The organism is uncultured Pluralibacter sp., from assembly GCF_913775985.1.
Lineage (GTDB): Bacteria > Pseudomonadota > Gammaproteobacteria > Enterobacterales > Enterobacteriaceae > Pluralibacter.
This window is the reverse complement of sequence record NZ_CAJYMB010000051.1, coordinates 1-25,157: the sequence shown is the minus strand read 5'-3', so window position 1 is coordinate 25,157 and position 25,157 is coordinate 1. Positions and strand designations below refer to the sequence as shown.

The following is a 25,157-nucleotide window of genomic DNA, read 5'->3' as shown; positions in this document are numbered from 1 at the left end:
ATCAATATAAAAGGTTTATTCGATGTTAACGAGAAGACAACTTCTTAAGTCCGGCGCTTATTTGACAGGATTTGCCGCGCTCAATCCGCTTCTTTCGTGGGCCGCATCGCCCGCAGAGAGCAGCGATACCGCTACTTTTTACACACTCTCGTGCCTTCTTACCGGACGTAAGCAACTCAGTCAGTTGGTAAGTCAGCGCGCCCTGAACTGCCTGAGCGAAGAAGATGCGACCTTTCCGTCTAAAATGCAGGAGTTGGTAAAAGCGCTCTCCAACGCGGGCATTACCGATGCCGATCGGCTTAATGGTCATCCAATCATGTCCGATACGTTAACTGGCGCTACCGCTAAAAAAATTATTTCCGCATGGTATTTGGGCTTTACCGGTAAGCCCGTTGCTTTGCGGGCGGTAGATAACACTCGTTTTGTCACTTACACCGACGCGCTGATGTATGCCCCAACAATTGACGCCACCGTAATTCCGACCTATTCCCGCGGCCATACCAATTACTGGACCCAGCCTCCAGCAACAATAAAAAATGATTAATTCCTTTGCTATTTATGTGAGCCAGAAATGACTAAACAATATGATGCCGACGTTATCGTCGTCGGCTCGGGTGCGCTAGGCAGCAATGCAGCTCATACCCTGGCCGCTAAGGGCCGCTCGGTGATAATTCTTGAAGCAGGTGAAAAAATTCCCCGCTGGAAAATTGTCGAAAACTTCCGTAATTCATCTAAAAAAGGCAACTACAACTCGCCTTATCCTAATGAGCCCTGGGCACACCACTCATACGATGAGCAGTACATCGAAAACACAGGTTCGTTTGATTTTCGCCCCGGCATGTTGAAACTGGTCGGCGGGACAACCTGGCACTGGGCAGCCGCCTGCTGGCGCTATCTTCCTAACGACATGAAGCTCAAAACTCTGTACGGGGTAGGTCGCGACTGGCCAATGGATTACGATCAGCTCGAACCCTATTACCAGAAGGCCGAGGAAGCGCTGGGGGTTTGCGGCAGCAATACTGACGATCAGAGTGGTCAGGCAGGTCAACCTTTCCCGCCGCGCTCGAAGCCTTATCCAATGGAGCCTGAAGGAGAAACTTATCTGTTTCAACGCTTGAAAAGTCGCCTCAGCCCCGCGGGATATCATTTTATTCATGAACCAAACGGTCGGGCCACGCGTCCCTACGATGGTCGCCCCGCGTGCAGCGGCAATAACAACTGCATGCCGGTATGCCCAATTGGTTCAATGTACAGCGGTGACAAACATGCGCAGCACGCGGAAGATGCCGGCGCACAATTGCTCACCGATGCTACCGCCTGGAAACTTGAAAAAGGCGCGGACAATAACATTGTTGCCGTGCACGTTCGCAATTCTAAAGGTGAAGACAAGCGACTGACAGCTAAGTATTTTATCATTGCTGCCCACGGACTTGAGACGCCGAAGCTGCTGCTGATTTCCGACGTCGCAAACAGTTCCGATCAGGTGGGGCGTAACCTGATGGATCACACCGGCATGGGGTGCCAGTTTTTAGCCGATGAACCCGTGTGGCCCGGCCGGGGTGCCGTTCAGCAAGGTGGGATCTTTAACTACCGCGATGGCGATTTTCGTAAACGCCACGCGGCTATTAAACATGCATTGTCCAATAACGTGCCAAATATGGCGGTCGCACAGCGTTTGATTGCGCAAGGCGTCATCGGCACAGAACTCGATAAGCAAATTCGCCATCAGGCCGCACGCTGGGTAGATATCTCAACGGTATTTGAAATTCTGCCGCATGCAACGAATACGGTTCGTCCCAGCACCACCCGCAAGGATGCGCTGGGTATTCCAATGCTGACGGTACATTACGAAGTCGATGACTACGTTAAAGCCGCTAAAAGCGTGGTAGACGCCGATTATAAGAGGTTTGTAAATCTTATGGGCGGCACTGTCATTGAAGATAATACCGGCTGGCAAAATCGCGATCATCTGATGGGTACAGTGATTATGGGCGACAGTCAGAAAGATTCAGTTGTTAATCATGAATGCCGAACCTGGGATCACAGCAATTTGTTCCTCGCGACCACAGGCGTTATTCCTGCCTCAGGCGTAATAAATCCAACATTAACGGGCGTCGCGCTCAGTATCAGAGCGGCTGAAATCATCGATAAAGAGATTTGAGCAGAGGAAAATCATGGACATGCATTTCAAATTTTTAACCGCTGCTGCGCTGATGGCAGGACTTTACGGCGCTATACCTGCCCAGGCCGCCGATACATCCACTAACGAATTGATTAAACGCGGGGAATACATCGCTATCGCAGCCGACTGCGGCGCCTGCCATCGGCAGACCCACGAAGACGGTAAGCCTTACGCCGGGGGTTACGCGATTGACTCGCCGATGGGGAGAATTATTGCCAGCAATATCACCCCGTCAAAGCAATTTGGGATTGGGAGCTACACTGAAAAACAGTTTGCCGATGCGGTACGTAAAGGGGTTGCAGCAGACGGTCGTAATTTATATCCAGCCATGCCATACACCGCCTTTCACGGCATGACTGATGATGATATTCACGCGCTTTATGTTTATTTTATGCAGGGTGTTAAGCCTGTTGATGATGCGGCAGAGGACAAGACGCAGCTCGGCTTCCCGTTCAATATCCGCCAGATAATGTGGGGCTGGAACCTGCTTTATCGCAGTGATAAACCTTTTGAAAATTTGAAAGGTGGTTCGGTCGAGCTCAATCGCGGCAAATATCTGGTCGATGTGCTGGGGCACTGCGGCACCTGCCACACGCCGCGCAATATGATGATGGCCGAAGAGAACGATAAATACCTGTCCGGCGGTCCGCTAGGCGGCTGGTATGCGCCAAATATTACGCCGGATAAAAGCGGCATTGGTGACTGGAGCGGGAAAGAGATCGTCACTTACCTGAAAACAGGTCACGTTGCTGGTAAAGCTCAGGCAGCCGGGCCAATGGGGGAAGCCGTGGAGCACAGCTTCCGCTATCTCAGCGATGATGATTTGAACGCAATCGCAGTGTGGCTGAAACAGGTTCCTGCCATTACAACATCAGTTGCAGAGGTTTCAAAAGAGGCCCCGGCGCAGACAGATATCAACCGGGTTATTAGCGGACAGGGCAGCCAGTCTTCGCTGGCAGACAGTTCAGGCACCGATGGAGCTGTACTTTATAACGGCGCGTGCGCCAGCTGCCACGGCATTGAAGGCCAGGGAACAAAAGACAACTTTTATCCTTCTTTAACCAGTAATAGCGCAGTTTCTGGTCCAACCGCGCAAAACCTGGTGATGGCGGTCAGCGAAGGTCTGCATCGCAAGGGCAGCGACAGCGATGTCAGCATGCCCGCATTTGGTCAGCAGATGAGTAATGCCCAGATTGCAGCGGTCAGCAGCTATGTGCGCAGTCAGTTTGGTCATATCAAGGAACCGGTAACGGTTGACCAGGTAAATACCTGGCGCAGCGGGGGCGAAGTTCCCTTTATCGTGCGCTACGTTAATTATCTGACAGGCGGCGGCGCATTCATCATCCTGCTGGTGCTGTTCGGACTACTGCGGTTGCGTAAGAAGAAGTAGATTTCCGCACAGGCCAAATGGCAATTACATTACAAAACCCGCTACGGCGGGTTTTTTATGCTCATGTCTTCAGGCCAACCGGCTAGAACTGCGTAAAAGATCGGCGCATTCGTAAAACCCGGGCATAAAAAAGCCGGGCTTTCGCCCGGCTCCAACGACATCAACATCACATTGCTAAACTAGTGTGCGGCTTCCGTTTTGCGCTTCTGCGCGGCCTGGAAGTCGTAGGTCAGCGCGTTATCTTTCGCGTCGAGGCCTACGGTTACCTGCCCGCCGTCCACCAGCGTGCCGAACAGCAGCTCGTTGGCGAGCGGTTTTTTCAGGTTGTCCTGAATCACGCGCGCCATCGGACGGGCACCCATTGCGCGGTCGTAGCCTTTCTCCGCCAGCCAGTCGCGAGCTTCCTGGCTGACTTCCAGCGATACGCCCTTCTGATCCAGCTGCACCTGCAGTTCGACGATGAACTTATCCACCACCTGATGGATAACCTCGGTAGAGAGGTGATCGAACCAGATAATGTTGTCGAGGCGGTTGCGGAACTCCGGCGTAAAGATCTTCTTGATCTCTTCCATCGCATCGGTGCTGTTATCCTGGTGGATCAGGCCGATGGATTTACGCTCGGTTTCGCGCACGCCGGCGTTGGTGGTCATCACCAGCACCACGTTGCGGAAGTCCGCCTTGCGGCCGTTGTTATCGGTGAGCGTCCCGTTATCCATCACCTGCAGCAGCAGGTTGAACACGTCCGGATGCGCCTTCTCGATTTCATCCAGCAGCAGCACCGCGTGCGGATGCTTGATAACCGCATCGGTGAGCAGGCCGCCCTGATCGAAGCCCACATAGCCCGGAGGCGCGCCAATCAGGCGGCTTACGGTGTGGCGCTCCATATATTCAGACATATCAAAGCGCAGCAGCTCGATACCCAGCGCTTTCGACAGCTGAACGGTGACCTCGGTTTTCCCGACGCCGGTTGGTCCGGCAAACAGGAACGAACCTACCGGTTTATGATCCTGACCCAGGCCCGCGCGGCTCATCTTGATGGCTTCGGTCAGCGCCTCGATAGCGTTGTCCTGGCCAAAGACCAGCATTTTCAGGCGATCGCCAAGGCTCTTCAGCGTGTCTCTGTCGCTGCGGGAGACGCTCTTCTCCGGGATGCGTGCGATGCGAGCGACCACGGATTCGATGTCCGCCACGTTGACAGTTTTCTTGCGCTTGCTCACCGGCATCAGGCGAGCGCGGGCACCCGCTTCGTCGATAACGTCAATCGCTTTGTCCGGCAGGTGGCGATCGTTAATGTATTTAACCGCCAGCTCCACCGCCGCGCGCACCGCTTTCGCGGTATAGCGCACGTCGTGGTGGGCTTCATACTTCGGCTTGAGGCCGTTAATTATCTGCACGGTCTCTTCGACCGACGGTTCAGTCACGTCAATTTTCTGGAAGCGACGCGCCAGGGCGCGGTCTTTTTCGAAAATGTTGCTGAATTCCTGATAAGTGGTGGAGCCCATTACCCGAATCTTACCGCTGGAGAGCAGCGGTTTAATCAGGTTTGCCGCATCCACCTGGCCGCCGGAAGCCGCACCGGCACCAATGATGGTGTGGATCTCATCAATAAACAGGATGCTGTTCGTGTCCTGCTCCAGCTGTTTCAGCAGCGCTTTAAAACGCTTCTCGAAATCGCCGCGGTATTTCGTGCCCGCCAGCAGCGAACCGATGTCCAGCGAGTAGATGGTGCAGTCGGCGATCACTTCCGGCACGTCGCCCTGGACGATACGCCAGGCCAGACCTTCCGCAATGGCGGTTTTACCTACGCCGGACTCGCCCACCAGCAGCGGGTTATTTTTCCGGCGGCGGCACAGCACCTGAATCGCGCGCTCCAGCTCTTTATCGCGCCCGATAAGCGGATCGATGCCGCCGACGCGAGCAAGTTGATTGAGGTTAGTCGTGAAGTTCTCCATCCGTTCCTCCCCGCCTGCTTGCTCTTCAGTGTTGGGCTGGCTTCCGGCATCGGAAGACTGGCTCGGCTCGTCTTTACGCGTGCCGTGAGAGATGAAGTTAACCACGTCAAGGCGGCTCACTTCGTGTTTACGCAGCAGGTAGGCCGCCTGTGACTCCTGCTCGCTGAAGATGGCAACCAGCACGTTCGCGCCGGTGACTTCGCTGCGGCCAGAGGACTGGACGTGAAAGACCGCGCGCTGCAGAACGCGCTGGAAGCTGAGCGTCGGCTGCGTGTCGCGCTCCTCTTCACTGGCCGGCAGTACGGGCGTGGTCTGTTCGATGAAGGCTTCGAGTTCCTGACGCAGCGCCACCAGATCCACGGAGCAGGCTTCCAGCGCTTCGCGGGCGGATGGGTTGCTGAGCAGTGCCAGCAGCAAATGCTCGACGGTCATAAACTCATGACGGTGCTCGCGCGCTCTGGCGAAAGCCATGTTTAAACTGAGTTCCAGTTCTTGATTGAGCATAGGCACCTCCCCCAATTTTATTGCCTGTATTCAGGCCTGTTCCAGCGTACACAACAGCGGATGCTCATTCTCCTTGGCATATTTGTTCACCATCGCGACTTTGGTCTCTGCCACTTCGGCGGTGAAGACCCCGCAAATCGCTTTACCCTGATAGTGAACCGTAAGCATCAGCTGCGTTGCACGCTCTACATCATAAGAAAAGAATTTTTGTAACACGTCAATAACAAACTCCATCGGAGTGTAGTCGTCATTAAGCAGTATTACCTTATACATCGACGGCGGCTGTAGCGCATCACGCACTTTGTCTTCCGCCAGCTGGTCAAAATCCAGCCAATCCCGCGTATTACCCATTATCAGTTGTCATCTTCAGTTGCAGCTTTAGCGGAAGACCTCCTGTCACGAGCCAAAGCCTGTACATAAATCCAATCTACAGTAAGTGTAGATAACTATCTTCTATTACTGCTATTTACATCATCAAGAGCGCGATTCGCGACGTACATCACACTCTAAGCAATAGCGTTAACTGGTTCAAATTTTGATGAATTCTTCGCCAAAACTCGCTCCCTGACTCTTGACCCGATGCCTGATTTCTCTAAATTGAACAGCGAGATCTGGCGAGGTTTTGAACAATCCCCGGATCCGCCACCGTTTCATTCCATCTGATTACTGGTTTTACGAAGGATGTCGAAGTATGGAAATGGGTACTGTTAAGTGGTTTAACAATGCCAAAGGGTTTGGATTTATCTGCCCCGAAGGCGGCGGCGAAGACATATTCGCCCATTACTCAACCATCCAGATGGATGGCTACAGAACGCTAAAGGCCGGGCAAGCCGTTCAGTTTGATATTCATCAGGGCCCAAAGGGTAATCACGCCAGCGTGATTGTACCCGTTGAGGCGGCAACAGCCGCCTGACGCCAGGGTTCATTCTGACTATCCCGCCGCTAAAATGCCAGTCCCGTAGACTGGCATTTTTATTTTCATCACTCGCGGGCCAGCGCCTCCACCGGATCGAGCCGTGCGGCATTGCGCGCCGGCAGCCAGCCAAACAGCACGCCGGTTAAGGTTGAGCAGATAAACGCCATCAGCAGCGCCAGCGGGGAAAAGCCAATGCCCCAGTCCGGCAGAAACAGCTGCAGCGTAAAGGCAATCATCAGCGACAGGCTAACGCCCAGCGCGCCGCCCACCAGACACACCAGCACCGCCTCAATCAGAAACTGCATCAGCACGTCGCTGGCACGGGCACCCACCGCCATGCGGATGCCGATTTCCCGGGTCCGCTCGGTGACAGATACCAGCATAATATTCATTACGCCAATACCGCCAACCACCAGCGAGATAATGGCCACTAATGTTAAAAACAGCTGCAGCGTGTGGGTGGTGCGCTCGGCGGTTTTCAGGATGCTGTCCATATTCATGGTAAAGACATCTTTTTTACCGTGGCGCAGGCTCAACAGCTGGATAATCTGCCTGTCGGCCAGCGCGCTGTCGTAGCCCTCATTTACCCGTACGGTAATCGAGTTCAGCCACGACTGGCCCATGACCCGGCCCGCCATGGTGGTATAAGGCAGCCAGACCCGCAGCAGCTTGCTACTGCCGAACATGCCGGGCTTCTCATCGGCAACGCCGATCACCGTCACCGGAATATTCCCCACCAGAATCACCTGCCCTACGACGCTGGCTTTATCGGGAAAAAGCTGCCGGCGGGTATTGCTGTCCAGTACTGCCACCTGCGCACGGTCGTTGAGCTGCACCTCGTTGAAGGTGTTTCCTTCGCTAAAGGTCATGCCGTAGACGTTAAAATACTGTGCACCCACGCCCTCGGCGCTGGCGGAGACGTCGATATTGTTGTAGCGCAGGCGCAGGCTTTTCGAGACAGCCGGCGTCGCCGAGCGCACCCAGGGCTGCTTCTGGATAGCCAGCAAATCGTCATATTTCAGCGCCTGCTGGTACTGCGGCTCGTCGTCGCCAAAATCTTTTCCGGGATAGACGTCGATGGTGTTGGTGCCAATGGCGCGAATATCCGCCAGCACCATCTGCTTCGCCGCGTCGCCTACCACTACGATTGAGACTACCGAGGCGATGCCGATAATAATGCCGAGCATCGTCAGCAGAGTACGCATCTTGTTGGCCGACAGCGCCCGCCAGGCCATCGCCAGCGCTTCGCGAAAGCCGCCCAGCAGCTGACGCCAGCCGGGCTCGCTGCCCGCGACCATTTTTTCAGGCACGGCCTGCGACGGCGCGCCCGGCGGCGGGTTGCTGATAATTTCCCCGTCGCGGATCTCGACGATCCGCTCCGCCTGCGCCGCTACCGTCGGATCGTGGGTGACGATAATCACCGTATGTCCCTGCGCCTTAAGCTGGTGCAGGATAGCCATTACTTCTTCGCCGGATCGGGTGTCCAGCGCGCCGGTAGGTTCATCCGCCAGGATCACCTGCCCGCCGTTCATCAGGGCACGGGCGATACTGACCCGCTGCTGCTGGCCGCCTGAAAGCTGGGAAGGCTGATAATCCTGGCGCGCGTCAAGCCCGAGCTGCTGCAAAAGCGCCCTCGCCCGCGCCAGCCTCTGACGCCGCTCGGTGCCGGCGTAGACCGCCGGGATCTCAACGTTCTGGGCCGCGGTCAGGTGCGACAGCAGGTGATAGCGCTGGAAGATAAAACCGAAGTGCTCGCGCCGCAGGCGGGCCAGCGCGTCGCCGTCGAGCGTTGCAACATCAGCACCGGCCACCCGATAGCTGCCGCTGGAGGCCTTATCCAGACAGCCGAGAATATTCATCAGGGTCGATTTACCCGAGCCGGAAGCGCCGATAATCGCGATCATCTCTCCGGCGTTAACGGTAAGCGAAATGCCTTTCAGCACCTCGACGCTGCCGTCCCCGGAGGGATAGCTGCGGCGAACGTCGCGCAGCTCTAACAGCGCGGTCACTGCGCGGCCCCGCTGCGGCTTTCGCCGGTAATCACCTCGTCTCCCGCATCCAGCCCCTTCACGACAACAACCTCGGTATCATTGCGGCTACCGAGGGTAACCTCGCGAGTTTTGACATCGCCGTTGCGCAGCAGGCGCACGCTGTAGCGGCTATCGCCGACGGGCTCGCCCAGCGCCGACAGCGGGATCGTCAGCACGTTTTTGACGCCGTCGAGCTGGATATGCACCTGGGCGGTCATCTCCAGGCGCAGCACACCGTTCGGGTTCGGCACTTCGAAACGGGCGTAGTAAAAGATGGCGTCGTTCACTTTTTCCGGCGTGGGCAGAATATCTTTCAGCGTGCCCTCGTAGCGGGTGAGCGGATCCCCGAGCACCGTAAACCAGGCGCGCTGACCGGGATGAAGGTGGATAACGTCCGCTTCGGAAACCTGGGCCTTCACCAGCATGGTGCTGAGATCCGCCAGCGTCAGGATGTTCGGCGCCTGCTGGGCGGCGATGACCGTCTGGCCCTGCAGCGTAGTGATTTGGGTGACTTCCCCGGCCATCGGCGCCACGATTTGGGTATAGTCCAGATTGGTTTTTGCGGTATCCAGCGAGGCCTGATTGCGCTTGATCTGCGCGTCAATGGTGCCGATTTGCGCCTCTTTGACCGCGAGATCCGTCGATGCCGTGTCCAGCTCCTGCTGAGAGACCAGGTGCTTGCCCACCAGCTGCTGATTTCGCGACAGGGTGACCTGGGCCAGCCGGCGTTCGGCCAGCGCCTGCATGCGCTGGGCGCGCAGTTCCATCAGCGTCGCCTCGACCTCTTTGATCTGGTTTTCCGCCTGATCGGGATCGATAACCCCGAGCAGCTGATCTTTTTTCACCTTGTCGCCAATACTCACCGACAGGGTCTTTAACTGACCGCTGACCTGCGCGCCAACGTCCACTTTGCGCAGGGCGTCGAGCTTGCCGGTGGCCATCACGCTTCGTTCCAGGTCGCCCTGGCGCACTATCAGCGTCTGATATACCGGCTGCGGCGCGTTCAGCGATCGCCAGACCGTAATTGCCACAACCAGCAGAATCGCTATTGCCAACAGATACCGCTTCTTAAACTTAACTCCAGTGCGCATAAAATCCCTGTGTGTCGGTATAGGTAAAAGACAAATTTCAACCTTGTATAAACGGGCTATCAAAAAAGCCGAGGTTACCAGAGTTATTGAGACCGGGTTTACTCTTCTGCTGGTTAACTCTGCGCTACGACTGGTAACCGGACCGCCCCAGATGACGCAGATCACGCAAAACACCTATAATCCCGCTCCGCCGATGAGCCCGCTGAAGCTGTTCCTGAGCCTGACTTTTGGCCAGTGGCGGCCCGGCAAATTCTGGCACCAGCGCAGCTTCCGGCGCAAGTTTATGCTGCGTTCGCTGCTAATGCCAAAATTAAGCCGCGAGTGGTTAACGGCGCTGGCGCACTGGCCGGAGCTGGACACCCTGCTGGTGCGCCAGCCGCGCCTGCCGGTGCGCCTGCACCGCCCCTATATTGCCGCCCCGCTCACATTGCGCCAGCGGCTTGACGCTCTGCACTATCATTACGCCCTGCTGCACGAACGCTTTTCGCCGCTGGAGCTCAGCACCTATTTCAATGCTGACCGGCTGGTTCTCGCCACTCTGGAAGGTAAAGACGGCGAGGTATTTACCCTGGAGCTGACCATGCTTATCTCGCTGGATAAAGAGGGCGACAGCACTATTCTGATCCGCAACGGCGCGGGCGACACGCTGGCAGAGATGACTTTTACCCTGTGCGAATACGCAGGCCAGCGCACGCTGTTTATCGGCGGCCTGCAGGGCGGCAAGCGCGAGCTGCCTCATGAAGAGATTCAGAAAGCCACCAAAGCCTGCCACGGCCTGTTTCCCAAGCGGCTGGTGATGGAAGCGGTGTGCGATTTCGCCCGGCGCATGGGCGTTGAGCAGATCCTCGCGGTGGGTAACAAAACCCACATCTACAGCAGCCTGCGCTATCGCGATAAAGAGAATAAAATTTTCGCCGACTACGACGCCTTCTGGCAGTCGGTAGGCGGCGAGCTGACCGCCGAGGGCTATTTCCGCATTCCCGGCGAGATCGCCCGCAAACAGGAAACGGAAATCGCCAGTAAAAAGCGCGCTGAGTACCGCCGCCGCTATCAGCTGCTGGATGCCATCGCCGCCCAGACCGACGGCCGCTTCAGCGGCTAATCCCCCCGCCCGCGCGCAAGCCACAGCACGCGGGAAAACATTTTCCGCAGCAGGGGCGGCACGGCATCAACGCCGCGCCGCCCTGCTTCCATCGCCACTTCAATGGCCAAATCCGGCTTCGAGGAGCGGTGAATGGCCTTAATGATGGTCCGGCGGATGTTCATCTGCACGTCCTGCGGAATTTGCGCCACCCGATGGTAGACGTCGGCAAAACCCTGCCGGTACATGAAGTGCTCCATGTCCAGCGCCGGCAGCGCGGTCAGATGCAGGCGCTCAAGCTCCGTGTCGTTGTTAACCAGCCCGCGCACGGTAGCGGCATACTTCTTTCCCGCCTCGTCGCCGTCCACCAGCACGTGCCATTCGATGCCCATCCGGCGGGCGAACTTAATGAGCGGCTTCAGGCCGGACTGGGCAAACTCAATCACCTTCACCCCTTCGGCATCGAAATGGTGGCCGCACTGGCGCGCCAGCTCGTTGATAACCCAGGTTTCCGTTTCGCCCTCCACCAGCAGCCAGCAGCGGGCGAACAGCGCCGAAGGCCGGTTGAAGCGGATATGAAAAGCGATGCGGCGAGCGTCTTCGGCGCTCAGCCCGTCCGGGCCAAGACGCCAGGGCACTACGCGAGCAGCGTCGCGCACCAGCCGGCAGACGTGCTCAACCGGCGTCATCGCCAGCAGCTCGCCGGAGTTAGTTGTGGTAATCCGCTGCAGCGGCAGCAGGTTCAGCAGGTTCCAGGCCACCGACAGCATAATCGGGTGCAGGCGGGTTTCCGGATCCTCAATCAGCAGCAGCGGGCGGGCGTCCTTGTCCAGGCGAACGCTGCCTTTAGCCTGCAGCAGCGTTGAAAAAAGCCCGAGCAGGATCATCCGGTGGCTGCGGCTGCCGGGCCGGTCAATCATCCGGTTGATGATGTCGAGATAGCGCCAGCTGCGCTGCTCGTCGTGGGAGCGTCGGCGCATCAGGCGCTGGCGCGACGCCGCACTGCTCTGTTCGGTGAAGTAGTGCTCCAGCAGCTGAACCATTGTCGACAGCCCCTGGCGGATCTGCGCGTCGGTAAGGTTTTGCGGGCTGTTGACCAGCTGCCGGGAGAGAAAATCGAGCTGGCGGGCAGTGAGTTCAATGTCCGGCACGTCAGGCACCGCGCCGTTGCGGATACGCTGCATAAAGCGCGCGTCCCGCAGGCGCAGCACCGGCATCAGCCGCACCAGATGGCGCGCCTGGGCATCCGCATCTGCAATAGCCAGAGGCTGCCCGGCGGCGTTGAGAAAGCTGCGCTGCGTCACTACGCTGCCGTCCTGCGCAAGCTCGCCCTCAAGCCGGTAGAAAATGCGCTGAAACCCGTCGTTGCCCTGCACCCGGCAGGACGCCAGCGCCCGGTGGCTTTCGGCCCTGAGCTGCCCGTCGTCACGCTCGCGGAAGGTCAGGACGATGTGCAGGTGATGTTCACGGGACTGAAGATCGCCGGGGGGAAACCAGAAATCGTTGCGGACGAACTGGTACAGCGCCGGATCCGGCGCCAGCAGCAGCGTCAGGGCATCCAGCAGGCTTGATTTCCCCCACGCGTTTTCCCCGATCAGCACGTTATTCTCTTCCAGTACCAGCGACATGCGGTTAATACCGCGAAAACCGGCTATTTCTACGCGTTCAAGCAGCATGGCTCCTCCGCCAGGATGTTTCCATTTACAGGGCAGTATAGTGGTAACGCCCTGCCGCAGGCACCGGGCAAATCCACCCGGTCAAATAAAGGTGTTTTTCTTTCATTCGTAATTAAATAAATTAAAGAAAAAGCGGATTAAATGATAATGCAATTCCGAAAAAAAATGAGACAGGCTTAAATATACTCAATTTTGTTTAAACAATGGCTCTGCCTTGCCCCACGTCAAAATTTCTCAATTTATTTAGCTGGTTAAGCGATTCCGTTCGTTCCTAGAATACCCGCGCTTTCACTGTGCCGTCTCTGGCGGCCTTTATTTTCATTGTATTTGGCGCGGCGTTTGCTGCTGCCGTTATTATTTTGAGGTGGTTATGTTCAGAAAACTGGCTGCAGAATGTTTTGGTACATTCTGGCTTGTCTTTGGAGGTTGCGGCAGCGCCGTGCTGGCGGCGGCATTCCCGCAGCTGGGTATTGGTTTTGCCGGCGTTTCGCTGGCGTTTGGCCTGACGGTGCTGACCATGGCTTATGCCGTGGGCCACATCTCCGGCGGACACTTTAACCCGGCAGTGACTCTTGGCCTGTGGGCCGGCGGCCGCTTCCCGGCGAAAGAGGTGCTGGGCTACATCATTGCCCAGGTGATCGGCGGCATTATCGCTGCGGCGGTACTGTACGTGATTGCCAGCGGTAAAGCGGGCTTCGACGCCGCCGCCAGCGGCTTCGCCTCTAACGGCTTTGGTGAACACTCGCCGGGCGGCTATTCCATGCTTTCCGCTATCGTGATTGAAATCGTGCTGACCTGCGGCTTCCTGCTGGTTATCCACGGCGCAACCGACAAGAACGCCCCTGCGGGCTTCGCGCCCATCGCTATTGGCCTGGCGCTGACCCTGATCCACCTGATCAGCATTCCGGTGACCAACACCTCCGTTAACCCGGCGCGCAGCACCGCGGTGGCGATTTTCCAGGGCGGATGGGCCCTGCAGCAGCTGTGGCTGTTCTGGGTGATGCCGATTATTGGCGGTATTCTCGGCGGCCTGCTGTACCGTACCCTGCTCGAAAAGCGCAATTAATTTTTCGCGGGTAAAAAAAGCGTCCGGCGGCTTCCGCCCCGGGCGCTTTTTTGTTTACTGAGTGTCGCGAATTCGGTAGTGTCTTGAGCGCTTTTTTCTCTCTAAAGGACTTTCGCTGTCATGTTATCCGGATTGTTGATTATTTTAGTGCCGCTGGTGATAGGCTACCTCATTCCCATGCGCAGTCGCCGCGCGCTGCAAATCATAAACCGCCTGCTGAGCTGGATTGTTTACGTCATCCTTTTTTTAATGGGCGTGAGCCTGGCTTTTCTCGATAACCTCGGCAGCAATCTGATGGCCATTTTCCACTATTCGGCCATCAGCATTGTGATTATTCTCGCCTGCAACATCGCGGCGCTGCTGCTACTCGACCGCGCGCAGCCCTGGCGACACGCGCACAAGCAGGAGAAGCTGCCCTCGCGCATCGCGATGGCGCTGGAGTCGCTGCAGCTGTGCGGCGTGGTGGTGCTGGGATTCCTGCTCGGGCTGACCGGGTTTGCGCTGCTGCAGCACGCCACCGAAGCGAGCGAATATACCCTGATTTTCCTGCTGTTCCTGATAGGCGTCCAGCTACGCAATAATGGCATGAGCCTGAGACAAATTGTGCTCAACCGCCGCGGCGCCATCGTGGCTATCGTGGTGGCGGTTAGCTCGCTGGCAGGCGGCGCGATTAACTCGCTGATCCTCGGTCTGCCGCTGAAAACCGGGCTGGCGATGGCCTCCGGGTTTGGCTGGTACTCCCTGTCGGGTATTCTTATGACCGAATCCTACGGGCCGGTTATCGGCAGCGCCACTTTCTTTAACGATCTGGCCCGCGAGCTGATCGCCATTATGCTGATCCCGGGGCTGGTGCAGCGCAGCCGCTCGGCCGCTCTTGGCCTGTGCGGTGCGACCTCGATGGACTTCACCCTGCCGGTACTGCAGCGCTCGGGCGGCGTCGATATCGTCCCTGCCGCTATTGTTCACGGCTTTCTTCTTAGCCTGCTGGTGCCGGTCCTGCTGGCGCTTTTCAGCGCCTGATACCTCCGTGGCGGTAGACGGCTACCGCCAAAATTGCGTTAAATCAATCCTCCTGCATTTTGCAACACAAATCCCTTTTCAGCCTCGTACATGCGGCTTACCCTTAAACATGTATTTAAAATATAACTTTAAAAAAGGTGAGACCATGTTTTGTGTGCAATGTGAACAAACCATCCGTACGCCCGCCGGCAACGGCTGTGCATACGCGCAGGGGATGTGCGGTAAAACGGCGCAGACCTCCGATCTGCAAGATCTGCTGATCGCCACCCTGCAGGGACTCTCTGCCTGGGCGAGCAAGGCCCGCGAATACGGCATCATCAACCACGATGTTGACAGTTTTGCCCCGCGCGCGTTTTTCGCCACCCTGACCAACGTTAACTTTGATTCTCCGCGCATCGTTGGCTACGCGCGGGAAGCAATTGCCATGCGCGAGACGCTGAAAGCGCTGTGCCTGGCCAAAGATCCTGCCGCCGCCGTGGATAATCCGATGGCCGGCCTGCAGCTGGTGAGCAACGACCTCGGCGAGCTGCAGCGCCAGGCGGAAGCTTTCTCGCTGAATAAAGACAAAGCCGCAATCGGGGAAAATATTCTCGGTCTGCGCCTGCTGTGCCTGTACGGCCTGAAAGGCGCCGCGGCGTACATGGAACATGCTCACGTGCTGGGCCAGCACGACGAGGCAATCTATGCCGAATACCACCGCATCATGGCCTGGCTCGGCACCTGGCCTTCTGACATGAACGCCCTGCTCGACTGCGCAATGGCCATCGGCCAGATGAATTTTAACGTGATGCGCATTCTGGATGCTGGCGAAACCGGCGCCTACGGCCACCCGACCCCGGCGCAGGTCAACGTCAAGGCCGTGGCCGGGAAAGCGATCCTTATCTCCGGTCACGATCTGAAAGACCTTTATAACCTGCTCCAGCAGACCGAAGGCACCGGCGTCAACGTGTATACCCACGGCGAAATGCTGCCGGCCCACGGCTATCCGGAACTGCGCAAGTTTAAGCACCTGGTCGGCAATTACGGCAGCGGCTGGCAGAACCAGCAGGTTGAGTTTGCCCGCTTCCCGGGTCCGGTGGTAATGACCTCCAACTGCATTATCGATCCCACAGTCGGCCACTACGACGATCGTATCTGGACCCGTAGCATCGTCGGCTGGCCGGGCGTTAGCCACCTCGAAGGCGACGACTTTACGCCGGTTATCCAGCAGGCGCAGAGCATGGGCGGCTTCCCGTACACTGAAATCGAACACCTGATCACCGTCGGCTTCGGCCGCGAAACCCTGCTGGGCGCCGCGGATTCGCTGATCGATCTGGTCAGCCGCCAGAAGCTGCGCCACATCTTCCTGGTGGGCGGCTGCGACGGCGAGCGCACCGAACGCAGCTACTTCACCGACTTTGCAACCCAGGTGCCGGATGACTGCCTGGTGCTGACGCTCGCCTGCGGCAAATACCGCTTCAACAAGCTGGAGTTCGGTGATATCGAAGGCCTGCCGCGCCTGATCGACGCCGGTCAGTGCAACGACGCCTACTCGGCGATTATCCTCGCCGTGACTCTGGCAGAAAAACTGGGCTGCACCGTGAACGATCTGCCGCTCTCCCTGGTGCTCTCCTGGTTTGAGCAGAAAGCGATTGTGATCCTGCTGACCCTGCTGTCCCTGGGCGTGAAAAACATCACCACCGGCCCGACCGCGCCGGCCTTCCTGACGCCGGACCTGCTGGCTATCCTTAACGAGAAGTTTGGCCTGCGCGCCATTACCGACGTTAAGCAGGATATGCAGATGATGCTGGGCGCGTAAGGAGAAAACCATGAGCATGCCAACCCCGCAGTGCCCGTGGCGGATGCAGGTTCATCACATCCGGCAGGAGACGCCGGATGTCTGGACCCTGTCGCTGCTGTGCCACGATTATTACCCCTACCGCGCCGGTCAGTACGCGCTGGTCAGTGTTAATAACAGCGCCGACGATCTGCGCGCCTATACCATTTCCTCAACGCCGGGTGTCAGCGAGTACATCACCCTGACCATCCGCCGGATTGACGGTGGTAAAGGCTCGTCCTGGCTCACCGGCGGCGTGAAGCGCGGCGACTATCTCTGGCTGTCGGACGCGCAGGGGGAGTTTACCTGTGACGATAAGCCCGCCGATAAGCTGCTGCTGCTCGCCGCGGGCTGCGGCGTCACCCCGGTGATGTCGATGCGCCGCTGGCTGGCGAAATATCGCCCCGAGGCGGACGTGCAGGTTATCTTCAGCGTGCGCTCGCCGCAGGATGTGATTTTCGCCGACGAATGGCGCCAGTATCCGGTCACGCTGGTGGCGGAAAATAACGCCGCCCACGGCTTTATCGCCGGACGCCTGAGCCGCGCGCTGCTTGAAAGCGTGCCGGACCTGGCCGATCGCACGGTAATGACCTGCGGCCCGGCGCCGTATATGGAATGGGTTGAGGAAAACGTTCGGGCGCTGGGCGTGACGCGCTTCTATAAAGAGAAGTTCTTCACCCCCGCCGCGCCGGCAGCCACCAGCGGCCTGAAGTTCACCAAGCTGCAGCCCGCCGTCGAGTTCTACGCCCCGGTTGGCACCACCCTGCTGGACGCGCTCGAGAGCAATAAAGTGGCGGTCAGCGCCGCCTGCCGCGCCGGCGTCTGCGGCTGCTGCAAAACCAAAGTGGTTTCAGGCGACTATACCGTCACCAGCACCATGACCCTCACCGAGCAGGAGATCGCCGACGGCTACGTGCTGGCCTGCTCCTGCCATCCGCAGGGTGATTTGACGCTGGCGTAGGTGTTCGCGGTCATCGCATGCGTTTTTAATGCTCGAAGCCGTACGCTTGTGCGTTTTGGGATGCTGTCTGAGTAAAAGAAAACCCGAAGTCGTTTTTGACTTCGGGTTTTTTGCGTGTGAATATGATATAAATTAGTTGTTGTCGTAATTCAGTATTAAATAAAACATAAAATCAATGATAACACTGAAAAAAGAATATTCAGAAACTCACTTGTTACAACTTTGAACAAGAACTCACTTTCTCGATCTCAGCTAGAAAAGATCCGACACTCTGTTTTTATAGTGGAGTTATATATTGCTTTCATTTTTCGATTAGTCGAACGTTTAATAAATGAAGTTAAGGATCACTTTGCCAGAGGACCATAATGCTTGTTCACTATCGTGCAATATCACTTGAGGGATTGTATGTTGAAGATATCCCGTATATACGTCATCCATTACAATCTGCCATTGACCTGGATAACACAGCAATACCGAATAGACGTTTTAATGAGTGGGACTTGCCTTCTGGCTATTGCTCATTTGTTAATTTATACAAACCGCTTTACTTACAATCGCCCCACAGAGCATATAACGAGGTTTTAAAAGGTATAAAGAGCGGCACGATTATTTTAATAAAAGATAAAACAGCGGGGAAAGAAAACTTAGGAGTACGAACATTTTCCGGAGATTTATGTACGGATCTGCCGTTGAGCCTTAGTTCGCGTCTCCGCTACCTTATCTCACACCACGCCACGCGTTCTGTTTACCATGTAAAAAAATCAGCACATTCCGCACCAAAGATATCGGCAACTAAAACAATTAACAGTAGAGCAGCAGGTCGGCTTCTGGCCGCCGGAGGTGTTTATAATGGCAATATTGAAGGTTTTAGAAAAACAGCAGAGCAGTTAGGTGGGGATGCTATTGAAGGCTATGAGCAGGTATTTAATGAAACAAGCTCCGGTATGGCGATAGCTATTGCATCACTTTTGGTTGTAAGAAATCCGCTGGCAGTTGAAGAACTCACTAATTATCTAGGTAAATATAAAAAGTCTCACGTTATGTTGGAGGATATAAATGTTACCAGGCTTGATTATCTGCGCCGCGAACGTGAGGAGTACTTAGCGCTTAGAAAGCAATTCAATAATACTGTTCGTCCGAACTTCCTTAAATCACTCTCAGACCATCCTGATGCTCTCTCTACATTTGATGCAAAGGATCTTTTCCGTCTGACAAAAGGAAATGTCCCGGCCGGCTGGCAAGTGCACCACAAGATCCCTCTTGACGATGGCGGTACAAATGCGTTTGATAACTTGATATTACTTCAGAACTCACCTTATCATTCTGCACTATCGAAGGCACAAGCAATAATAACTAAAGACCTTCCCTATAATGGCAGCCGAGAAGTGTTGTGGCCCTCACCGAAAGGTGTCATCTATCCCTCAGGTAAGTAAAAGATGATTATCCAGGATACAGAACAGCGAATAAGAGCTCTGAAAAAGTTAATGGTTACCGGCGACTATCCTTTAGTAAGTCCGCTCGCTCCATCTGAGCTGGCCGACTTCATGACCAGAACACCTCCCGATGGATGGCACGGCCTAAAAAAAAATGTTTATGAGGAGATCCAGCTTCTCTTGAGAAGAAGACCAGATTACGCCCACATGTTCATATGTCTGGATGGGCTTGATTATAACGGTTTGACACTATATAACCTGGCACAGGCAGAGAATGGGGAACCGCTATGGTCAAATATCTTTATCCGCAACCTTGAGGCACGCGATAATGATATTTATGTCGATCCGAATCTTAAAGATAACGTTCTGATTGGCGAGGATGGCATGTCCGTTTTTGCATATAACATTATAGATGACTGCTTTGAAATTCGGGATAAAGTATCAACAAGTTATATTATTGAATCTCATAAAGAATTTAGTGATTTTTTATCAGCGGTTATTGACACTGTCCGTTAGCATTCGGCTCATTGGCACTTCAGGAAAGTAGATCCTCCTCGGACAACGGAACAGAGCGCGTACCTGATGCCTGACTAACTACGCTACCTGAACCGGAACTGTCACGCGTCTCCGGTTCAGGTAGTCACCGCACAAAACTTAAATATCAACGCCAGGATACTCATTCCACGTTTTCACGCCCACGCCTCGCCCTTTACCAGCCGATAGCGCCCCGCCCCCAGCAGCGCGATGGCCAGCGCGGAGATAAAGAAATAGACCAGGCTTTCGATTGCCCACGCTCCAGTTTCATCCAGATGCCAGGTTTCCGTCGTCCCCACCATCAGCCAGGCGGCGGCCATCGTCAGGGCCAGTACCAGCGCCGCCGGGCGCGTCAGCACGCCGATAATGATCAGGCAGGGGGCAAGCACTTCGCCAATCAGCACGCCGTAGGCAAGAAATCCCGGCAGTCCTTGTTCCACCACCATGCTGCTTATACCTTCCACGCCGCCAAAGAGCTTGTGCAAGCCGTGAAACAGCATTAGCCCGCCCACGGCAAGTCGTAACAAGAGTTTGCCAGCATCACCTTTATTTAGCGATTTATTAACATAAAGAAGCAATGATTTAACCATATGAAAACACTCCATATTATCCTAATCACCGCTCCAGCATATGCGCAATAAATAGACAATCAACCCTGCATTCATTGCGTGTATTTAATAACCCCTTTTGCGCAGATTCATCTAAGCTTGAAGGCGATATTGAACAGGAGATGGAAAACCATGAAGCAAACCGTAGCTGCCTATATTGCGAAAGTATTTGAACAGGCGGGGGTAAAACGAATTTGGGGCGTTACCGGGGACTCCCTCAACGGGCTGAGCGATAGCCTGAACAAAATGGGCACCATCGAGTGGATGTCGACCCGCCATGAAGAAGTGGCCGCCTTTGCCGCCGGTGCTGAAGCGCAGCTTACCGGCGAGCTGGCGGTCTGTGCCGGCTCCTGCGGGCCGGGCAACCTGCATTTAATCAACGGCCTGTTTGACTGCCACCGCAACCGGGTGCCGGTGCTGGCTATCGCGGCGCATATTCCGTCGAGCGAAATCGGCAGCGGCTATTTCCAGGAAACCCACCCGCAGGAGCTGTTCCGCGAGTGCAGCCACTACTGCGAGCTGGTTTCCAGCCCGGACCAGATCCCGCAGGTGCTGGCGATCGCCATGCGTAAAGCGGTACTTAACCGCGGCGTTTCGGTAGTGGTTCTGCCAGGCGACGTGGCGCTCAAGCCCGCGCCGGAAACCGCCAGCACCCACTGGTATCACGCGCCACAGCCGGTGGTGGTGCCGGAGATGGAAGAACTGCGCAAGCTCGCCCAGCTGCTACGCTACTCGAACAATATCGCGCTGATGTGCGGCAGCGGCTGCGCCGGAGCGCACAAGGATCTGGTCGAATTCGCCGGCAAGCTGAAGGCGCCGATTGTTCACGCCATGCGCGGTAAAGAGCACGTTGAATACGATAACCCGTACGACGTCGGCATGACCGGGCTGATTGGCTTCTCATCCGGCTTCCACGCCATGATGAACGCCGACACGCTGGTGCTGCTCGGTACCCAGTTCCCCTATCGCGCCTTCTATCCCACCGACGCGAAAATTATTCAGATAGACATCAACCCGGCCAGCATCGGTGCCCACAGTAAAGTGGACATGGCGCTGATTGGCGATATCAAAGCCACGCTGGCGACCCTGACGCCGCTGCTGGAAGAGAAAACCGATACTAAGTACCTCGATAAAGCGTTAGAGCACTATAAAGACGCGCGTAAAAGTCTGGACGATCTGGCGAAGCCGAGCGACAAAGCCATTCATCCCCAGTACGTAGCGCAGCAGATCAGCCAGTTTGCCGACGACGACGCGATTTTCACCTGCGACGTCGGTACGCCGACGGTATGGGCCGCCCGTTATCTGAAGATGAACGGCCGCCGCCGGCTGCTGGGCTCGTTTAACCACGGCTCAATGGCGAACGCCATGCCGCAGGCGCTGGGCGCCAAGGCTACGCATCCCGACCGCCAGGTGGTGGCAATGTGCGGCGACGGCGGTTTCAGCATGCTGATGGGGGATTTCCTGTCGGTAGTGCAGATGAAGCTGCCGATTAAAATCGTGGTCTTCAACAACAGCGTTCTCGGCTTTGTGGCGATGGAGATGAAGGCCGGCGGCTACCTGACGGACGGCACCGATCTGCACGCCACCAACTTCGCCAAAATCGCCGAAGCCTGCGGCATCACCGGCATTCGCGTGGAGAAATCCGAGGACGTGAACGACGCGCTGCAGCGCGCCTTCAGCATCGACGGTCCGGTGCTGGTGGATGTGGTGGTTGCTAAAGACGAGCTGGCGATGCCGCCGCAAATCAAGTTCGAACAGGCCAAAGGATTCAGCCTGTATATGCTGCGCGCGGTGATCAGCGGCCGCGGCGATGAAGTTATCGAACTGGCGAAAACCAACTGGCTCAGGTAAAAAGAGAGGCATACCCCTGAATCAATGAAGGATATGCCGTGATCGATTTACGCAGTGATACCGTGACCCGCCCGGGGCCCGCCATGCTCGAACAGATGATGGCAGCCCCGGTCGGGGACGACGTGTACGGGGACGATCCCACCGTTAACGAGCTTCAGCGCTATGCCGCCAATCTCAGCGGCAAAGAGGCCGCCCTCTTCCTCCCCACCGGCACCCAGGCCAATCTGGTCGCTCTGCTCAGCCACTGCGAGCGCGGCGAAGAGTATATCGTCGGCCAGGGCGCCCACAACTATCTGTACGAAGCCGGCGGCGCCGCCGTTTTAGGCAGCATTCAGCCACAGCCCATTGACGCTGCGCCCGACGGCACTCTGCCGCTGGACAAGGTGGCGGCTAAAATCAAAGCCGACGACATCCACTTCGCCCGCACCCGGCTCCTGAGTCTGGAAAACACCCACAATGGCAAAGTGCTGCCCCGGGAGTATCTGCGCCAGGCGTGGGAGTTCACCCGCGAGCGCGGTCTGGGCCTGCACATCGACGGCGCGCGCATTTTTAACGCCGTGGTGGAGTACGACTGCGGACTGCAGGACATCGCGCAGTACTGCGATTCATTCACCATCTGCCTGTCCAAAGGCCTCGGCGCGCCGGTGGGATCGCTACTGCTGGGCAGCGCCGACTATATTAAGCGCGCCAACCGCTGGCGCAAAATGACCGGCGGCGGCATGCGCCAGTCCGGCATTCTGGCCGCCGCCGGGCTGTACGCGCTAAAAAATAACGTCCAGCGCCTGCGCGAGGATCACGAGAACGCCGCCTGGATGGCCGCCCGGCTGAAAGAGGCCGGCGCGGACGTGATGCGCCACGATACCAATATGCTGTTCGTGCGGGTGGGCGACGACCACGCGGCGCTCGGCGCGTTCATGCGCGAGCGAGGCGTGCTGATTAATGCCTCCCCGGTCGTGCGTCTGGTCACCCATTTAGATATCAGCCGCCAGCAGCTGGCGGACGTCGCCGAGGCCTGGCAGACATTTTTAAAACGTTAAGGAGATAACGTGCCGCAAATAATTCTGGTGCTCGGCGCCAGCGGCTATATCGGACAGCATCTGGTGACCAAACTCAGCCAGCGCGGACATACCGTGCGGGCTGCGGCGCGAGACACGGAACGTCTGGAAAAAATGGCGCTTCCCGGCGTCAGCTGCCACCACGTCGATCTCAGCTGGCCGGAGAACCTTCCGGCCCTGCTCAACGGCGTCGACACGCTCTATTTTCTGGTGCACAGCATGGGCGAAGGCAGCAACTTCATCGCCCACGAGCGCCAGATAGCGCTCAATGTGCGCGACGCGCTGTGGGAGCAGCCGGTGAAGCAAATCATCTATCTCAGCTCCCTGCAGGTGCCGGAAGCCGAGCAGTCCGATCATCTGCGCGCCCGGCAAATCACCGGCGATATTCTGCGCGATACCGCCATTCCGGTCACCGAGCTGCGGGCCGGCATTATTATCGGCGCGGGATCCGCGGCGTTCGAAGTGATGCGCGATATGGTCTATAACCTGCCGGTGCTGACGCCGCCGCGCTGGGTGCGCTCGCGCACCTCGCCGATTGCGCTGGAAAACCTGCTGACCTATCTGGTGACCCTGCTCGATCATCCCGCGCAGGAGTGCCGCATTTTCGAGGCCGCGGGGCCGGAAGTGCTGAGCTACCAGCAGCAATTTGAGCACTTCATGCGCATCAGCGGCCGCCACCGCCCGCTGATCCCCATCCCGTTCCCGACCCGCTGGATCTCGGTCTGGTTTCTGAAAGTGATTACGTCCGTACCCTCCTCAATTGCGAAAGCGCTGATTCAGGGGCTCAAGCACGACATGCTGGCAGACGACCGCGCCCTGCGCGCGCTGATCCCGCAGACGCTGATCGGCTTTGACGAGGCGGTCGCGCGCACCCTGGCGGAAGAGGCGAAGCTGGTGAACTCCAGCGACTGGGGCTACGACGAGCACGCCTACGCCCGCTGGCGCCCGGAGTACGGCTTCTTTCCGAAACAGGCGGGCTACACGGTCAGCACTCAGGCAAGCCTTGGCGCGCTGTGGCAGGTGGTAAATCAGCTCGGCGGCCCGCACCGCTACTTTTTCGGCAACGTGCTGTGGGATACCCGCGCCGCAATGGACGGGCTGATCGGCCACAAGCTGGATAAAGGCCGCCCGGAACATCCTATGCTGGCGCTCGGCGATCGGGTCGACAGCTGGCGGGTAATTATCGTCGAGCCGGAAAAACAGCTTTCGCTGCTGTTCGGTATGAAGGCACCCGGCCTCGGCAGGCTCACCTTTTCGCTAAAAGATAAGGGCGACCATCGCGAAATTGACGTTCGCGCCTGGTGGCATCCGCACGGTATGCCAGGCTTAGGCTACTGGCTGCTGATGATCCCCGCCCACCTGTTTATCTTTCGCGGAATGGCGAAGCGAATTGCGGCCCTGGCAGAACAAATCCCGCGCGAAGAGGCATGATGAACGCATTTGTTACCTGTTTCCCATTGCAACTCGCTGTGATTCACGGAAGAATGCCCACGAAATTCTTTTCAGGAACAGCAAATTGATATGAAAGTACTGGTCACCGGCGCCACCAGCGGTCTGGGCCGCAACGCGGTGGAGTATTTGCGTCGCAGGGGCGTTAGCGTTAAAGCCACCGGCCGCAATGAGGCGATGGGCAGGCTGCTTGAGAAGATGGGCGCCGAATTTGTGCACGCCGATCTCACGCAGTTGGTCTCGTCCCAGGCAAAGGTGATGCTGGCCGGAATTGACACGCTGTGGCACTGCTCCAGTTTTACCTCCCCCTGGGGCACCCAGGAAGCCTTCGATCTGGCGAACGTGCGCGCCACCCGCCGCCTCGGCGAGTGGGCGGTGGCCTGGGGCGTGCGCAACTTTATCCATATCTCCTCGCCGTCGCTGTACTTCGACTATCGCCATCACCGGGACGTGAAAGAAGATTTCCGCCCGCACCGCTACGCCAACGAATTTGCCCGCAGCAAGGCGGCAGGCGAAGAGGTGATCAAGCTGCTGGCGCAGGC

At 56.9% G+C, this 25,157-nt stretch carries 21 protein-coding genes; 15 read left to right on the top strand and 6 right to left on the bottom strand.

All coding sequences use genetic code 11. The features are described 5' to 3' along the window. Positions 1 to 22: 22 nt before the first annotated feature. From QZ766_RS06230 to QZ766_RS06220, 3 genes are read left to right on the top strand one after another with little or no spacing between them, the layout of a single operon-like run. Complete coding sequence (locus QZ766_RS06230; RefSeq protein WP_297198883.1) at positions 23 to 544, top strand: sugar dehydrogenase complex small subunit; 522 nt, start codon at positions 23 to 25, stop codon at positions 542 to 544. 27 nt (positions 545 to 571) lie between these two features. After that, the gene (locus QZ766_RS06225; protein ID WP_297198880.1) at positions 572 to 2,161 is read left to right on the top strand and encodes a GMC family oxidoreductase; all 1,590 of its coding nucleotides are present in this window, start codon (positions 572 to 574) and stop codon (positions 2,159 to 2,161) included. Between the two features lie 13 nt (positions 2,162 to 2,174). After that, positions 2,175 to 3,572 (top strand): c-type cytochrome, encoded by a 1,398-nt coding sequence (locus QZ766_RS06220; RefSeq protein ID WP_297198877.1) that lies wholly within the window; start codon positions 2,175 to 2,177, stop codon positions 3,570 to 3,572. 179 nt (positions 3,573 to 3,751) lie between these two features. Here QZ766_RS06220 and clpA read toward each other — a convergent pair whose 3' ends face one another. Both clpA and clpS read right to left on the bottom strand, forming a co-directional pair. Further along, the gene (gene clpA / locus QZ766_RS06215; RefSeq protein WP_297198875.1) at positions 3,752 to 6,028 is read right to left on the bottom strand and encodes an ATP-dependent Clp protease ATP-binding subunit ClpA; all 2,277 of its coding nucleotides are present in this window, start codon (positions 6,026 to 6,028) and stop codon (positions 3,752 to 3,754) included. Between the two features lie 30 nt (positions 6,029 to 6,058). Further along, positions 6,059 to 6,379, bottom strand: a complete 321-nt coding sequence (gene clpS / locus QZ766_RS06210) for an ATP-dependent Clp protease adapter ClpS (RefSeq protein WP_297198872.1) — start codon at positions 6,377 to 6,379, stop codon at positions 6,059 to 6,061. 340 nt (positions 6,380 to 6,719) lie between these two features. On the opposite strand from clpS, the gene cspD reads away from it, so the two are divergent. Continuing rightward, complete coding sequence (cspD, locus tag QZ766_RS06205; RefSeq protein ID WP_297198868.1) at positions 6,720 to 6,941, top strand: cold shock-like protein CspD; 222 nt, start codon at positions 6,720 to 6,722, stop codon at positions 6,939 to 6,941. 68 nt (positions 6,942 to 7,009) lie between these two features. On the opposite strand, the gene macB is transcribed toward cspD, so the two are convergent. Together macB and macA are read right to left on the bottom strand one after the other, a co-directional pair. Continuing rightward, a complete protein-coding gene (gene macB, locus QZ766_RS06200; protein WP_297198863.1) occupies positions 7,010 to 8,953 on the bottom strand; it encodes a macrolide ABC transporter ATP-binding protein/permease MacB in 1,944 nt (647 codons plus the stop codon). Beyond that, on the bottom strand, positions 8,950 to 10,065 hold the full coding sequence (gene macA / locus QZ766_RS06195; protein WP_297198860.1) for a macrolide transporter subunit MacA: 1,116 nt from the start codon (positions 10,063 to 10,065) through the stop codon (positions 8,950 to 8,952). The genes macB and macA overlap by 4 nt, the downstream gene beginning before the upstream one ends. Positions 10,066 to 10,216: 151 nt before the next feature. On the opposite strand from macA, the gene QZ766_RS06190 reads away from it, so the two are divergent. Next, positions 10,217 to 11,167, top strand: a complete 951-nt coding sequence (locus QZ766_RS06190; RefSeq protein WP_297198857.1) for a VirK/YbjX family protein — start codon at positions 10,217 to 10,219, stop codon at positions 11,165 to 11,167. Here the strand turns inward: QZ766_RS06190 and QZ766_RS06185 are convergent. Beyond that, entirely contained in the window at positions 11,164 to 12,822 is a 1,659-nt protein-coding gene (locus QZ766_RS06185) for an ATP-dependent endonuclease (RefSeq protein ID WP_297198855.1), read from the bottom strand. The genes QZ766_RS06190 and QZ766_RS06185 overlap by 4 nt on opposite strands. Positions 12,823 to 13,192: 370 nt before the next feature. Here QZ766_RS06185 and aqpZ point away from each other — a divergent pair, with 370 nt between their 5' ends. The 6 genes from aqpZ (at position 13,193) to QZ766_RS06155 (ending at position 19,634) form a co-directional block, all read left to right on the top strand. After that, positions 13,193 to 13,888: an aquaporin Z gene (aqpZ, locus tag QZ766_RS06180; protein ID WP_297198852.1), complete on the top strand. Its 696-nt coding sequence runs from the start codon at positions 13,193 to 13,195 to the stop codon at positions 13,886 to 13,888. A 120-nt stretch (positions 13,889 to 14,008) separates the two neighbouring features. Continuing rightward, positions 14,009 to 14,908 carry a lysine exporter LysO family protein gene (locus tag QZ766_RS06175; protein ID WP_297198849.1) on the top strand — a complete coding sequence of 300 codons (900 nt, stop codon included), beginning with the start codon at positions 14,009 to 14,011 and terminating at the stop codon, positions 14,906 to 14,908. Between the two features lie 145 nt (positions 14,909 to 15,053). After that, a complete protein-coding gene (hcp, locus tag QZ766_RS06170) occupies positions 15,054 to 16,706 on the top strand; it encodes a hydroxylamine reductase (RefSeq protein WP_297198847.1) in 1,653 nt (550 codons plus the stop codon). A 10-nt stretch (positions 16,707 to 16,716) separates the two neighbouring features. Beyond that, positions 16,717 to 17,685, top strand: a complete 969-nt coding sequence (gene hcr / locus QZ766_RS06165; RefSeq protein ID WP_297198843.1) for an NADH oxidoreductase — start codon at positions 16,717 to 16,719, stop codon at positions 17,683 to 17,685. Positions 17,686 to 18,050: 365 nt separating this feature from the next. Further along, on the top strand, positions 18,051 to 19,118 hold the full coding sequence (locus QZ766_RS06160) for an HNH endonuclease signature motif containing protein (protein WP_297198840.1): 1,068 nt from the start codon (positions 18,051 to 18,053) through the stop codon (positions 19,116 to 19,118). A 3-nt stretch (positions 19,119 to 19,121) separates the two neighbouring features. Then, positions 19,122 to 19,634, top strand: a complete 513-nt coding sequence (locus QZ766_RS06155; RefSeq protein ID WP_297198837.1) for a YrhA family protein — start codon at positions 19,122 to 19,124, stop codon at positions 19,632 to 19,634. 173 nt (positions 19,635 to 19,807) lie between these two features. On the opposite strand, the gene QZ766_RS06150 is transcribed toward QZ766_RS06155, so the two are convergent. Then, on the bottom strand, positions 19,808 to 20,242 hold the full coding sequence (locus QZ766_RS06150; protein ID WP_297198834.1) for a DoxX family protein: 435 nt from the start codon (positions 20,240 to 20,242) through the stop codon (positions 19,808 to 19,810). A gap of 150 nt (positions 20,243 to 20,392) precedes the next feature. On the opposite strand from QZ766_RS06150, the gene poxB reads away from it, so the two are divergent. The 4 genes from poxB to QZ766_RS06130 all read left to right on the top strand — a co-directional run. Beyond that, complete coding sequence (gene poxB, locus QZ766_RS06145; RefSeq protein WP_297198832.1) at positions 20,393 to 22,111, top strand: ubiquinone-dependent pyruvate dehydrogenase; 1,719 nt, start codon at positions 20,393 to 20,395, stop codon at positions 22,109 to 22,111. Between the two features lie 38 nt (positions 22,112 to 22,149). Further along, positions 22,150 to 23,148, top strand: coding sequence for a low-specificity L-threonine aldolase (ltaE, locus tag QZ766_RS06140; protein WP_297198829.1), 999 nt, complete (start codon positions 22,150 to 22,152; stop codon positions 23,146 to 23,148). A 9-nt stretch (positions 23,149 to 23,157) separates the two neighbouring features. Then, complete coding sequence (locus QZ766_RS06135) at positions 23,158 to 24,597, top strand: SDR family oxidoreductase (RefSeq protein WP_297198826.1); 1,440 nt, start codon at positions 23,158 to 23,160, stop codon at positions 24,595 to 24,597. Positions 24,598 to 24,687: 90 nt separating this feature from the next. Next, on the top strand, positions 24,688 to 25,157 hold a 470-nt coding region (locus QZ766_RS06130), incomplete at its 3' end, for an NAD(P)-dependent oxidoreductase (RefSeq protein WP_297198823.1).

What these genes read in the sequence shown, in the direction of transcription:
- QZ766_RS06175 (WP_297198849.1), top strand. Translation starts at nt 14,009, where the DNA reads ATGTTATCCGGATTGTTGATTATTTTAGTGCCGCTGGTGATAGGCTAC.
- QZ766_RS06185 (WP_297198855.1), bottom strand. Translation starts at nt 12,822, where the DNA reads ATGCTGCTTGAACGCGTAGAAATAGCCGGTTTTCGCGGTATTAACCGC.
- clpS (WP_297198872.1), bottom strand. Translation starts at nt 6,379, where the DNA reads ATGGGTAATACGCGGGATTGGCTGGATTTTGACCAGCTGGCGGAAGAC.
- QZ766_RS06225 (WP_297198880.1), top strand. Translation starts at nt 572, where the DNA reads ATGACTAAACAATATGATGCCGACGTTATCGTCGTCGGCTCGGGTGCG.
- clpA (WP_297198875.1), bottom strand. Translation starts at nt 6,028, where the DNA reads ATGCTCAATCAAGAACTGGAACTCAGTTTAAACATGGCTTTCGCCAGA.
- cspD (WP_297198868.1), top strand. Translation starts at nt 6,720, where the DNA reads ATGGAAATGGGTACTGTTAAGTGGTTTAACAATGCCAAAGGGTTTGGA.
- aqpZ (WP_297198852.1), top strand. Translation starts at nt 13,193, where the DNA reads ATGTTCAGAAAACTGGCTGCAGAATGTTTTGGTACATTCTGGCTTGTC.
- QZ766_RS06160 (WP_297198840.1), top strand. Translation starts at nt 18,051, where the DNA reads ATGCTTGTTCACTATCGTGCAATATCACTTGAGGGATTGTATGTTGAA.
- QZ766_RS06155 (WP_297198837.1), top strand. Translation starts at nt 19,122, where the DNA reads ATGATTATCCAGGATACAGAACAGCGAATAAGAGCTCTGAAAAAGTTA.
- QZ766_RS06220 (WP_297198877.1), top strand. Translation starts at nt 2,175, where the DNA reads ATGGACATGCATTTCAAATTTTTAACCGCTGCTGCGCTGATGGCAGGA.
- hcr (WP_297198843.1), top strand. Translation starts at nt 16,717, where the DNA reads ATGAGCATGCCAACCCCGCAGTGCCCGTGGCGGATGCAGGTTCATCAC.
- poxB (WP_297198832.1), top strand. Translation starts at nt 20,393, where the DNA reads ATGAAGCAAACCGTAGCTGCCTATATTGCGAAAGTATTTGAACAGGCG.
- QZ766_RS06150 (WP_297198834.1), bottom strand. Translation starts at nt 20,242, where the DNA reads ATGGTTAAATCATTGCTTCTTTATGTTAATAAATCGCTAAATAAAGGT.
- hcp (WP_297198847.1), top strand. Translation starts at nt 15,054, where the DNA reads ATGTTTTGTGTGCAATGTGAACAAACCATCCGTACGCCCGCCGGCAAC.
- QZ766_RS06190 (WP_297198857.1), top strand. Translation starts at nt 10,217, where the DNA reads ATGACGCAGATCACGCAAAACACCTATAATCCCGCTCCGCCGATGAGC.
- QZ766_RS06230 (WP_297198883.1), top strand. Translation starts at nt 23, where the DNA reads ATGTTAACGAGAAGACAACTTCTTAAGTCCGGCGCTTATTTGACAGGA.
- macA (WP_297198860.1), bottom strand. Translation starts at nt 10,065, where the DNA reads ATGCGCACTGGAGTTAAGTTTAAGAAGCGGTATCTGTTGGCAATAGCG.